Source organism: Eisenbergiella sp. OF01-20 (assembly GCF_003478085.1).
In the GTDB taxonomy this organism is placed as follows: domain Bacteria; phylum Bacillota; class Clostridia; order Lachnospirales; family Lachnospiraceae; genus Eisenbergiella.
Genome location: NZ_QUES01000008.1, coordinates 16,165 through 29,245, shown reverse-complemented (window position 1 = coordinate 29,245; position 13,081 = coordinate 16,165). Strand labels below are relative to the sequence as shown.

Annotated in this window: 9 protein-coding genes; 1 reads left to right on the top strand and 8 read right to left on the bottom strand. The window is 48.4% G+C overall.

Annotated features, from left to right (window positions below; genetic code table 11):
• Nucleotides 1-42 precede the first annotated feature (42 nt).
• The 4 genes from DXA36_RS11810 to DXA36_RS11795 form a co-directional block, all read right to left on the bottom strand.
• Entirely contained in the window at nt 43-849 is an 807-nt protein-coding gene (locus DXA36_RS11810) for a polysaccharide deacetylase family protein (protein ID WP_330425022.1), read from the bottom strand.
• Nucleotides 842-2,386: a glycoside hydrolase family 28 protein gene (locus DXA36_RS11805; RefSeq protein WP_118679382.1), complete on the bottom strand. Its 1,545-nt coding sequence runs from the start codon at nt 2,384-2,386 to the stop codon at nt 842-844. The genes DXA36_RS11810 and DXA36_RS11805 overlap by 8 nt, the downstream gene beginning before the upstream one ends.
• Nucleotides 2,387-2,461: 75 nt before the next feature.
• The gene (locus tag DXA36_RS11800) at nt 2,462-4,771 is read right to left on the bottom strand and encodes a glycoside hydrolase family 2 protein (protein WP_118679380.1); all 2,310 of its coding nucleotides are present in this window, start codon (nt 4,769-4,771) and stop codon (nt 2,462-2,464) included.
• A 48-nt stretch (nt 4,772-4,819) separates the two neighbouring features.
• A complete protein-coding gene (locus DXA36_RS11795) occupies nt 4,820-6,646 on the bottom strand; it encodes a rhamnogalacturonan acetylesterase (RefSeq protein ID WP_182479029.1) in 1,827 nt (608 codons plus the stop codon).
• Nucleotides 6,647-6,850: 204 nt separating this feature from the next.
• On the opposite strand from DXA36_RS11795, the gene DXA36_RS11790 reads away from it, so the two are divergent.
• A complete protein-coding gene (locus DXA36_RS11790; RefSeq protein ID WP_118679376.1) occupies nt 6,851-7,684 on the top strand; it encodes a helix-turn-helix transcriptional regulator in 834 nt (277 codons plus the stop codon).
• 232 nt (nt 7,685-7,916) lie between these two features.
• Here DXA36_RS11790 and DXA36_RS11780 read toward each other — a convergent pair whose 3' ends face one another.
• The 4 genes from DXA36_RS11780 to DXA36_RS11765 form a co-directional block, all read right to left on the bottom strand.
• A complete protein-coding gene (locus tag DXA36_RS11780) occupies nt 7,917-9,554 on the bottom strand; it encodes an extracellular solute-binding protein (protein WP_118679374.1) in 1,638 nt (545 codons plus the stop codon).
• Nucleotides 9,555-9,575: 21 nt separating this feature from the next.
• The gene (locus tag DXA36_RS11775) at nt 9,576-10,871 is read right to left on the bottom strand and encodes an alpha-glucosidase/alpha-galactosidase (protein WP_118679372.1); all 1,296 of its coding nucleotides are present in this window, start codon (nt 10,869-10,871) and stop codon (nt 9,576-9,578) included.
• Nucleotides 10,872-10,940: 69 nt separating this feature from the next.
• Nucleotides 10,941-11,873: a carbohydrate ABC transporter permease gene (locus DXA36_RS11770; protein ID WP_207666356.1), complete on the bottom strand. Its 933-nt coding sequence runs from the start codon at nt 11,871-11,873 to the stop codon at nt 10,941-10,943.
• Nucleotides 11,874-11,979: 106 nt separating this feature from the next.
• Nucleotides 11,980-12,948, bottom strand: coding sequence for an ABC transporter permease (locus DXA36_RS11765; RefSeq protein WP_243114631.1), 969 nt, complete (start codon nt 12,946-12,948; stop codon nt 11,980-11,982).
• Nucleotides 12,949-13,081 lie beyond the last annotated feature (133 nt).

Here is a 13,081-nt window from a genome sequence, read left to right as displayed (position 1 = left end):
AGGAAAAATGGCGCCGTAATTTGCAAAAGGAGGAGATCCGGGCTACAGCCTGGTAAGCTGTCCTCCTTTTGCCTCTTTTTTCACCCCATCCGCTTCTATCCAAACCGAAGCTGCCGAAGGGTTGTAGACCATATCACCGCCGGCCCCGAACTGAAGGCGTTCGGCTGCCTCCATGTAATCGACGATTTCTATATTGGAAGCATACCAGATATCCTCCCTTCCTCCCATCCTATTACAGAAATCCTCCATAACCTCCCAGTTATTATAATCTGTAAATTCATAGCTGTGTCCCCATACATACATCATGTACAAATACTGGGTTTTGTGCAGCGCCGCAAATGTTTCTCCCAGCTTGATGAGATTATGGTTATAGTGGCAGGTTGCTTTCCATTTCAGGAAATCCTCCGGCATGGCAAATCCGTTTGTCTCTTCCACGGTTCTGGAATAACGGATGCCAAGGGCCGGAAGCATTTTTACGATATCTTCGTTGTAGGATCCGTTGGGATAGGAAAGGCCGCGTACCGGATAACCCACAGCCGCCTCCAGATTTTTACGATCCTCCAGAATCTGGCTTACCACCTGCTCCATGGGACATCTGGCTATGGTAGGGTGGGTACAGGTATGGCAGGATACTTCATGTCCTTCATACAGCCTGCGGTATTCGGTTACCGGTATCCTCTTCTCCTCATGGATAGCAGAGTTTACATGAAACGTACCCTTTATCCCATGCCGGTTAAAAATATCCACCAGCCGTCTGTCCTCCAGCCTTCCGTCATCAAAGCTCATGGTAAGCACCTTGTGCTTTCCTCCCGGAAAGCAGATATAAATATTGCGCATTTGTTCATTCATTGCTTCCAATCTCTCCTCCCTCTTTTTTTCCGCTTACCGCATGGTATTCGTAAGCTCCGCCCTCCCGGGCGCCTATCGTAACATTTTCCATCTGCAGATTCCGGATATTAGCGGCTTTCATACCATATCTTCCTCCGGCTTTCACATTGACCAGCCTGATGTTTTCCAGGGGGCTTTCCGGCAGACCCGCCAGAAATACCGCATTTCCCGTCACGGTTTCCGCCTCCATATTTTTCAGGGTTATATTCCTTATATGGGAGGTTCCCTCATCAACGGGCTGCGGATTCTCCCAGTCATATTCGTCATGGCTGTAAAACTGATCGATATAGATGGCTCCCCGGAACCATTTGCAGTCCTGGTGCTCCCTGCTGTGGTTGCAATGCTTCATGGAATCATAGGTGATATTTTCAACAATACCGCCTCTGCCCCGCGGCGCTTTTATGCTGCATATGCTGTATGTATCCCGGAAGGTGCAGTCCTGTACCAGGACATCCCTCACTCCGCCCGACATTTCACTGCCTACTGCCACCCCAAAACCGCTTAAGAAGGTGCAGTTGGATATCCGTATATGCTCCGACGGGATCCCCACCCTGCGTCCTTCCTCATTCCGGCCGGCTTTTATGGCAATGCAGTCATCCTGGCTTGCAATGGTACAGTTGAATACCTTTACATAGCTGCAGGAATCCGGATCCAGTCCGTCTCCATTGGCAATTCCTTCATACCGGTTTCCCTTTTCATCATATTTGGTATGGATATGTACGCCGTTGAGGCTGACATGGTTGCAATATACCAGATGGACACACCATGCGGGCGATTGGCGTACCGTGATTCCTTCCAGGTACACACCGTCCGTGCGCCGCAGGCAGATTGCCCGCCCCGGCTTCCCTTTCCCTTCCGCCAGCTCCAGCTTCCGCAGCAGCATACCGTTGGCATCAATAGTCCCCTTTCCCGCGATGGTAATAGAATGAAAGTCTTTCTCTTCTTCCTCCCCGGTATTAAGCAGACTGGCGTAGCAAACCTGTTCCCTCCCTTCAAACCGGCAGGTAATAAGGGGAAAATCCTCCAGGCGGCTGCTTCCCAGGAGCTTGCTGCCTTCCTCCATATAAAGGGTCATATCACTTTTCAGGAAAAGGGCCCCTGTAAGAAAAATACCTGCGGGTATCATTACCGTCCCTCCCGGAGGGCAGCCGTCAATCGCTGCCTGGACAGCCTGTGTATTCAGGGTTCTTCCGTCCCCAACCGCACCGAAGTCCGTAACATCCAATAATACACTTTTGTCACGTGTCTTTATAGTCACATGGCTGCTCACCACCGTATCCAAACCAGCCGATGCCTCCACATATATGTCATAGGAATGGCCGCTTTCCAGCTCCCGCAGGGTATAGTCGGTTTTATCCGTAACGGCGGTTTCTTTACCGTCCACATAGATCCGGTACAACTGTGCGCCTTCCACTTTTTCCCATAGGAGCGCCGCGTGACACATTGTCCGGGCCTCTTCCGGCGACTCCAGGCCAAATTTACCTCTTTCCGTCTGCATGCTTCTATCTCCTTATTTATTTCTGCGGGCCGCCTGCTACGGCGCATTTGCCTGATCTTCTACCGGAAAAAACGGTTATTCCACGACGATGATTGTTTTTCCGGCATACATTCCGTCCGCATACGCATATACCACCGTACGCCCTTTCGTACCGCCAAGTCTGATGAGAACGCTTGCCGCCCCCTGATACATATGGATAAAATCCTCCTGATAAGGCTCGTTTCCCATCAGATTTCCATTATCAACCGCCAGGATTTCCCCGTCCCCTTCCAATCGGAAACGGACTCTGGCACTTTCCCGGAAACAGGGATTCCCTTCTCCGTCCACAGCCTTTACGGTAAGCAGCTGCTGATACCCTCTTTGGGCGGGCATCCTCTGTTCCTCCTGTTCAAATTCCAGTTTCACTGCGGGACCTGGTGTTTTTACGGTTGTGCTGCATACTTCCTTTCCCTCCCGGTACCCGATGACCGTTACACACCCCGGCTGCCAGGGAAGGAATCCCGTAATGGTATGGTTGGGGCAGGATGCAGGAGAAGGTACAAAAAAACGTTTCCCGTTCAGATACAGCGCGACTTCCTCACAGTTAGTGGCTATACGGTAGGGAATTACCGTTTTATGGAACTGGGGGAAATGCCAGTGCTCCGCATAGGGCGGCATATCCCAATGCTCCTTTACCCCCTCGTCCTCCAGGGAATAATCCAGGACGGCAAAATGTACCATAGGCGTATCATTCCAGAAGCTTTTCAGCGTATAAAAGCCCGGTTTTTTCCGGTTATTGGTGCGAATCATGGCACCGCTCCAGCCCTTGGCCGGATATCCCATGGACTCACCCAGATAATCAATCCCTGTCCATATAAAACCTCCCATAATATAATCCTGTTCCAAAGGGACCAGGGAAGGGTTCTTTTCCGTAAAATTCTGCATCTGCTCCGGATGACCCATAAAATACTGGTAAATTTCCGTACCGAGAATCAGTTTATCCGGCACGGCTTCCTGTATCATGGAATACCACTGCTCCTGGTAATTGCAGGCTATGACATCCACAATCTCCCCGATTCTCCGAATCCGTTCCACCCTTTCCCGGTTGTCATAGATCTCCGTATCATCCGCTTCATCCACAAATTGCTGGATATCCTTAATTTCAGATATATCCACATTGCTTTCACGCTTGAAATGAGGATTCATGGCATATGTCACCGGTCTTGTGGAATCCATGGTAAGAACATATTCCTTCAGCATTTTCAAAATGGAAAGCATAGAGTCCTGGGCCTGGTTTTCCACTTCATTTCCTACACCCCAGATAAAAATGCAGGCCCGGTTTCTATCCCGCTTCACCATAGCTTCCACATCTTTTTTCCATTCCGTCTGAAAATAACGGCCATACAGCCCTCCCGTCCATTTATCAAAGCATTCTTCATAGACGTAAAAGCCCAGCTCATCACATAAATCCAGAAATTCCGCAGAATGTGTATGGTGTGCCGCCCGAATGGCATTACAGCCCATTTCCTTTAACAAAAGAAGCCTTTCTCTTATGATTTCCTTTCTTACGGCAATCCCGGCGCAGCCGGCCTCCTGATGAAGGCAGACCCCCTTCAGTTTTACAGGCTGCCCGTTTACAAACATGCCTTTTCCGGGTATCATCGCAAACTGCCTGATCCCGATACGCATCACAATAGTATCCGCCGCCCTCTCCCCGTCCATAAGGGATAAGGTCAGGGTATACAGGTGAGGATCCTCTGCCGACCACAGAACGGCATTCTCCACGGAAAAATTCAGGTTTCCGTTTTCCCCCTGTGCCTCAATGCAGACGGTTCCGTCCGAAAGTGTCCCCTTTACCGTTCCGTCCGATCCGGCGGCAACCTCAACCCTTGCATCGGTTCCCTGAAGCCTGGTTTGCACCACCACCTCCTGTTCGTCCAGATGGGCTTCCTCCACTTCTATCCATTTTACAGTCCGGTAAATACCGGCGCCGCTATACCAGCGATCCGCAGGGCTTGCCGTATTATCCGCTTTAACTACGATCCGGTTTTCCCCTCCCTTTACCAAATCGGTAACATCCAGCCGGAAAGAACTGTAGCCATATTTCCGTCCGCCAGCTTCCCGGTCATTTACCCATACCGTACTGTTTTCAAAAATCCCGCCGAAATCCAGATAATAACGGTAGCCGGTCTTTTTTTGCGGGACTACCAGTGTCCGGCGATACCAGCCGATTCCCATTCGCTCCCGGAAACCCTGGGCCGCCCCTTCCTCCATATCCCTGTTAAAGGGGGCGCCAATCACCCAGTCATGGGGCAGCATGACCGGGTGGAAACAAGATTCTTCATCTCCTGTCTGACTCCGTGTAAATTCCCAGCCTTCCATTAATTCTATTTCTGTTCTTGGCATTATGGCTCCCTTCTGCGTGTGCGTAACACGCATACCGCTTGTTTTCCGTTATTTGCAGGCCATTTTCCCGGCTTCCTGTATATTCATCATTTTTACCAGAGCTGCGGTACAGTCCGCTCTGTTCGTTTTCTCCTCCCTGCGGTAGCCGTCCCACACAAGCCCCATATCTGCAGCCAGCTTTTCGCATATTTCCATATCCAGATCCCGATCCGCCTCCGGTTGAAGGCTGCGTACCATAAAGCTTACCAGTTCGCCGCAGGTAAGGCCGTCATCCGGCCGGAACCTGTCGTCCGGGGTAGTCGTTTCATCAAGCAGTCCCGCATCCAGCGCCGTCTGTACATTCTGGGCGTCAAATTCATATTTATAAATATCGCAATATCTGCCCTGATAGGAACGTCTCGCCGGCGTTTTCGCCGCTTTGAAAAACAGGTATAAAAACTGTCCTCGCGGCATCTCACCAAAGGGATGAAAATACAGGATACAGGGATCCAGCAGCCCTTTTGCCATGGCTTTCTTCAGATCCTGCTCCTGGGGGATACCGGAACAATCCGCATAAGGCAGCCCGGGCAAATCCGTGGGGAGAACCGGATGCTCCTCCTTTAATACTTCGGAACGTGATGCACCTGTCCCCGTATCCGCTGCAGGACATTGGGATCTGTCCGGAATCCAGGCATCCCCGTCATATGTATTCATGCCTGCCGGAATCCATGCATACAGAGGATCGGCAGCAATTCTCCGGATTTCTTCTCCAATAAACTTTGCCGCCAGCAGGGCGCCGTAATCGTTTGTATGGGTAGTGTCGCAGAAATAATCGGTATATATATCCGGCCCCATATCGCACCAGAGCCGGAAACTGTAGGAATGCAGATCAATAACCGGTACATGAAGTTCCTTTCCCACTCTGCGGCAGCTTTCCGCATAATCCTCCAGCAGATCAAAATAACCATCCCCGTCTTTTCCCGGAATTCTGCTGAGAGAGGTGACGATTACAGGAAACGCCCCTTTTCTGCGTATTTGGAGAATATACCAACGCAGATTGGCCGCATATTGATCAAAAGCTTTTAAATTCCTCCGCTTCTGATCGTTATGTCCGAATTCCATCATAAAAAGGTCGCCCGGCTTTATATTCCGGGAAACGATATCCCAATGCCCGTCGTCCCGGAAGCAGTTGGTGGTCAGTCCCCCATGCGCCTGATCACTGACGGCAATTTTGCTGAAATACTGCAGCAGATTCTGTCCCCAGCTTCCATAATTGCGCAGAGGATTGTAGGGATACAGGCTTTCATAATCGGTTACCAGGGAATCCCCCGCAATATAGAGGGTGGGACACTCCGTCTTTTCTATTGTAATTCCGGTAAGGCGTGCCCTGCCGCCTGTTCTGTTAAGCACGGTCACATATATGGAACGATCGTCTTTGGCGCCTTTTCCCACAACAGGGATGTAAGGGCACACCTGTACACAGTAGCTGATGGAAAATTCCTCTCCCGGGCCGATATTCAAATCACGCCTCACCAGGTTTCTCCGTCCGGAATAAAGCATCAGAGCCGTAAGGCCGTCCCTGCCGCCGCGGATGTCCACCGTTATCCGGTAGGTACCGTTTTCCGGCACCACCGCCCGGAAGCGTAAAGGCATCCCCTCTTCCGAAATCTCCGCCCCATCCTCTGTCCCATACCATAAAACAGGAGACCACTCCTCCTGTTTTTTTGCCCACTCCTCTCCGGGATTCCAGCCGCCGCTTCCGGTAAACCGGTCTGCCGGCGCAGTTTGGGTACCAAATTGCAAAAAGCCGTACCCTTTCCTGTCATCATAAATATCTTCGGGTGCCACCCGTACCCCATCCTTCTTCTCCGTGAAAGAAAATATCCTGCTATCCATAAAACTCCTCCCTTGCCGCATCCATGCCCGGACACCGCATTCTGCTCCTGATACATCCTATCTATCATAATAAGTCAATTTATCTTATTTTTCTTTTATTATATTGCTGTTTGTCCTCTTTTTTTATATACTATTTTAGAAATATTAACATATTGCAGGTGCTTTTTTCCGGGAAATACCGGGAGAGAGGATCAGGGAGATATTATGAATGCAAATCTTTATTCACCGGAGCATATGCTGCAGGTGGAATATACCAGGCATCCCCAGGATTATGACATGGGAACCTTTCATTATCACAATGCCTACGAACTGTTATTTCTGCAGGAGGGTGAATATACCCTGATAACCATGGATACCGCCTATACCATGCACAAAAACCAGGTTTCCCTGCTTCCGCCTTATTGTATGCACAAATCCCTCGGACGTGCCGGCAATGAACGAACGCTTATGTATTTTGACGACCGCTTTTTAAACCGGTATTTCACGGAAAAAAGCCGCTCTTTGCTTTTATCCTGTTTTGCTGTGGGACAGCTTTCTTTATCCGGGGAGCGCTTTTCGGAGGCGCTCGGGCTTTTGTTCCAAATCCGTGAACTGGTACATAAAAATAAGTATGACAGGGCTTATCCGGCATTCGTACAAATTCTTTCCCTTTTGGGGGACACCTGCCGGGAAAATCCCTTGAAAACGGCCGCGGAGGACAGGGATAAAAGGGCGGAAAGCACGCCTCTCATTGCCGAAGTTATCACCTATATTAATCAGAATTACAGCACCATCCGGTGTCTGGATGATATCGCTTCCCATTTTTATATTACCAAATATCATCTCTGCCGGCTTTTCCGCAGCACAACCAGCAGCACGGTTATGGATCATCTGAACAGCATACGCCTTCTTCAGGCCTGCAGCCTTTTGGAAAATACGAGCAAAAGTATTACAGATATCAGCTATGCCTGCGGCTTTCATTCTTCCGCTTATTTTTCGGATATATTCAAAAAATCCCTGGGCATGTCGCCCAGAGCCTATCGCAGGCTGAAATCATAAAGCCGACTGTAAATCAAAAGCTGCATAAAGGAGAAAATCATGGTAAGCGAGAGATTACAACAGATGATTATGTTGCCTATTGCGGAACACATTGTGACCATATTGTACTTTCAGAACCCTATAAGAGTATGTTTTATGACGGTTTCAGAGGTGCAGTAAATGAATTTGATTAGAATTAAAAGCAAGCACAGGAAAAAGGTTCCCCCTTTCCTATGCTTGCTATTACAAAGATTTACTTCCATAACTCCATCTGTTTTCTATATTTCTCCGTATAAATCGCTTCGATGGCAGAAGCCTGATTAGCGTCTATTTCCTGAATCATACCTTCGTAAAGGGATACGACCTGTTCCTCCGATTCCGCATAAACCATATTGGTAAATGCCGTATCAATAATATCCTTTATTTTCTGTTCCGACAGCGCTTCCGGCGTACCGGCCGCAGGACCGATATAATCATAAGGAGCGGTATCCCATGTGGAATCAGCCATAGAGGTCAGTGCATGAGTGCTGATCGCATCCCTTTCATATTTGGTGGCCAGATCATAAGGGGTTCCATCGCTTCCGTAACCGTTTTTTATAAACCAGGTCCATTTACGGATACCGGTTTCCTTGGTAAAAGCATTCCAGTCATCCTTAAAGCCCTGCAGGGTTTCCGGACGAGGCACATGCTTCCCATTTTCCATGTCCCAGTCCTTTCCTTCGATCCCCCACATAAGCAGATACTGTCCCTCCTCACTTGCCAGGAAGTTCATAAACTGAATTGTTTCCACAGGATGTTCATTTTTAACGGTAATCCCTATGGCATCCCATCCAAGGGAGCTTCTGGGGCTGAACGTAGTTTCGTCCGGTGCCGTCCCGTCAGCCACTACCTTAAACATATAGAACTGTGCATCCGTATCTTCTCCATTCTCTTCCCGGAGCAGTTTATTTCCATCCGTAGAGAGGCCGATGGTAGCAGCCACACGCCCGCTTCCTGCTTTCTGTGTAAAAATCTGTTCCTTATTGACGGCCCATTCCTTGTCAAGCAGCCCGTCCCTGTATAATCCGTTCATATATTTAACCATCTCCAGATAAGCAGGGTCGCGTACATCAAAATAAAGCTTTCCGTCCTTCTCATAATAATTTTTCATACCATACATAGCCTTAAAGGTACTGATGACCGCCGGCATATAATCCGCGTTTGAAGATAACGGAATGGCGGACTGTCCGTCCCCGTCGCTATAGGTGTCCCGGAAGCGGGTAAGAATATCGCGGAATTCTTCCTGGGTAAAAAATTCACCCTTTTCAGCCTTGTCACCATAGCCCAGCTCCTTCAGCACATCCATTCGGATGCATATAGCTCTGTCGGGATCCGGATCCAGCCCGTACCAGTTATTCAGATAATAGTTTTTCCCATCCTCATAACGGCTTTTATTGAGGATATCTCCATACATTTCCCGGATATCAGGACCGTATTGATCAATCAGATCATTCAGCGGCACCAGCGCTCCTGCGGCAATATATTTGTTGACAATATCACTGCGCCTGTCCATCAGAACAATATCCGGAAGATCGCCGCTGGCAAGCATGAGATTCAGCTTTTCCTCCGGATTACCCGTGGGCTGCTGCACTTCAATCTTAATACCGGTTTTTTCCGTAATAGCCTGTGCAACCGGATTATCAAAAGTATCTCCCGTATTCTTGTCAAAAAAGGTCAGTGTAATGATTTCCCCGGATCCGTTCTTTTCATCTGATACTCTGGCAACGGAGGAAGCGGGATTCTCCCCGTCAGAGGACTGGCCGGCGCTTTGGGATGAATTGCCGCAGCCGGCCGCCAGGCAGGATAAAGTCAGGATACAGGTAAGCAGTATACTTATTTTTCTTTGAAACATAATTTTCCCCCAATCAATTTCCTAATTAAAATTTGGCAAATATATTTTATTAAATTCCAGCATTTCGTCACACATTTTCACAATATCTCCAATGGAAAGCTCTGAGGAAGTATGAGGATCCATCATGGCTGCCTGGTATACATGTTCCCTTTTACCGGTAAGGGCTGCCTGGATAGTGAGAAGCTGCATATTGATATTGGTACGGTTCAGAGCGGCACATTGTTCCGGAAGCGGGCCGAAATGAGTGGGCTGGATGCCGTTTCCGTTAACCAGACAGGGAACCTCCACGCAGGCTTTTTCAGGGAGATTGTCTATCAGGAAACCGGTATTCAGTACATTCCCTGCGATTTCATAAGGAATATTCGTTTCCATGGCTTCCATTATATAAGAGGCGTATTCTCTGCTTCTTTCATGGGTCAGTGCAGAGTTTTGTATTAAATCACTCACTTCTTTCCAATACTGCGCCTTTCCGTTCGCCCAGTTTTTATAACCGTCGGTGGGAAGATGATATTGCTCCTTTAATTCCGGATACCCTGCCTTATGATAGTATGGCACATATTCGGAGCCGTGGGAACTGGATTCTGTTACATAATAGCCGAACATTTTTAAAAACTCATATCTGACCTTATCGTTATGATCATCCGTACGTTCCATGGCCCTGCGGCGGATTTCAGGATACAGGTCCATGCCATGGCGGGAAATATCCAAAAGCCAGGCCTGATGATTGATTCCGCCGATCCGGTAAATAATATCGTCAAAAGGCATACCCAGACCTTCCAGGAGTTCTTTTGCACAGACCTGGACACTGTGGCAGAGGCCCACACATTTTACAGAGGTGGCCTGCTGTACGGCTCCCGTGACAATACACATGGGATTTGTGTAATTAAGAAGCCAGGCATCCGGGCAAACTTCTTCCATATCCTTAGCGATATCCAGCATAACCGGTATGGTGCGCAGGCCCCGGAACAGACCTCCCATGCCAAGCGTATCGGCAACGGTCTGATAAAGGCCGTATTTTTCCGGGATTTCAAAATCCGACACGATAAAGGGGGAATATTCTCCCACTGCAATGGCATTAATGACATAATCCGCATCCCGCAGGGCTTCCTTCCGGTCATGATATACCTCTACGTTTGCATGACCGCCAAGGTTCTCATTGAGACAGCGGAGCATGGTTTCAGACTGGCGCAGTCTTTTTTCATCAATATCGAACAACGCGAGACTGGATTCGGCAAGAGCGGGGGTGCACATGCAGTCACCTAATACATTTTTAACAAAAATGGAACTGCCGGCACCGATGAATGTTATTTTTGGCATAAAACCCTCTTTCCGGCGCAAAGCGCCTTTTTTTATAGCAGGCCGCAGAAGGATTCCGCGGGCTTCCTGTCAGTCTTTTACAGCTCCCAGCAGCATTCCTTTGATGAAATATTTCTGAAGGAACGGATATACCAGGATAATGGGGATGGTTGCCACCATGGTCACCGTCATACGGATACTTTCGCTGCTGACCGGCATTTTCTTGGCTTCATTCGCCATCTGCTGGGCCTGGGAAACCATGGCTCCGGTCTGGTATTGATTCAGTATTTTTACAAGGACCGCCTGAAGGGTTTTTAACTGGGGCTTATAGGTATAAATATAAGAATCGTACCAGGCGTTCCAATGGGAAATCGCGGAAAAAAGCAGGATGGTGGCAAGCACAGGCATACTCAAAGGAAGCACTACCTTCAGGAAGATGGTAAATTCTCCGGCTCCCTCGCTGGCCGCAGCTTCAAACAGTTCCGCGGGAAGCCCTTCTATGTAAGTACGCACCAGAATCATCCAGTAAATATTGATTAGCCCCGGAAAGATAAAAACCAGGAAATTATCTATGAGTCCCAGTGCCTTGATAACCATATAGGTGGGGATCAGGCCGCCGGAAAAATACATGGTAAACACAAAGAAAAAGGTAATAGCACTTCTGTGGACCAGTTCTTTTTTGGAGAGAACATATGCCAGCATGGCAACACAAAAAACAGTGAGGGGGACGCCTATTATGGTTCTGGCGACGGTTACTCCGAGAGAGGACAAAATCTCTTCATTCTGAAACACTGCCTTATAGCTGCTCAGATTCAGTTCCCGGGGCATAAGAAGCAGGCCTCCCCGCAGGGAATCGCCGGCATCATTGACAGAGAGCACGAAAATCTGCCAGAAGGGAAAGAATGTAATGATAAAAATAAAAAGCAGGAAGCCATAAATCACTATCTTCCCGGCAACCTGGCCGGGAGTGGGCAGGTGCAGCCGTCTGTTGCGTAAAAATGGATTTATTTGTTGATGTTTCATAAATATCTCCGTAACTGTTCAGCCTCCTCGCAGTAAATGTGCGGACCGGACTGAATAGTTACATTCTCCTTTCATTATTTATCGGGACCAAGCCTTTAAAGGCATGTTAAAAGAGGTGGCTGCCTTCCAGCTTTTTGGATATTGTGTTCACTGTGAGCACAAGGAGAAACGCAATGACTGATTTAAACATGCTTACCGCAGAGGCATAAGAAAACATGCCGTTCTGGATACCATAGCGGAAGGTATAGGTGTCTATAACATCGGAATACTGTCGGTTCAGGGAATTACCCAGCAGGAAATACTGATCAAAACCGGTATTAAGCAGGCTTCCGATGGAAAGAATGAGCAGTATCAGGATGGTGGGCCGTAGCAGGGGAAGCAGGATATACCAGATTTGCTTCAGCCTGCCTGCCCCATCGACCTGGGCAGCTTCAAAGAGTTCCGGATTGATTGCGGAAATCGCGGCCAGATACATAATGGAGTTATAACCCATATCCTTCCAGGTGTTGGAAAGCGCTACAATCAGCCAGAAGTGTTTGCCCTCCTGAAGGAAAAAAATACCTTCGTCAATAAAACCGCAGGCCATCAAAAGCTGATTCAGAAGCCCTTCTGAGGACAACAGTGTCACAATGATATTGGCTGCAATCACCCAGGAAATGAAGTAGGGCAGATAAGAAACAGTCTGTACTACACGTTTGAAAAACCGGCCTTTAACCTCATTCAGGGCAATTGCAATAAATATCGGGATAACAAAACCTATGCTCAGTGTCAGAATACTGGAGCATAACGTATTCCTAAGTACATTGAGGAAATCCTGGCCTGAGAAAAAATACCGGAACCAGCGCAGACCTACAAATTCACTTCCGAAGAAGTTAGACCAGAAATTACCCAGGGAAGGCTGATAATCAATAAAGGCCATATAAAGCCCGGCCATCGGCCCATATGCGAACAGCAGCGCCCAGAGGATTCCGGGTATCAGCATGAGGTATAAGGTGCGCTGCCGCTTCATAAGACGATGCCTCGTCTGCCTTCGTTCCCATCTGTCTCCGGTAGTTTTTTCCATTCCCGTTTTCAATGCTCTCCCTCCTTGGTCAAATTGTATTATTACATCACTTTCAAGACCTGATTATAGTGAATTATACACAACATTTCCATAACGAAAATCACCGATTCATAACCGAAACGTACGGTTATGGGGCTTGGATTCT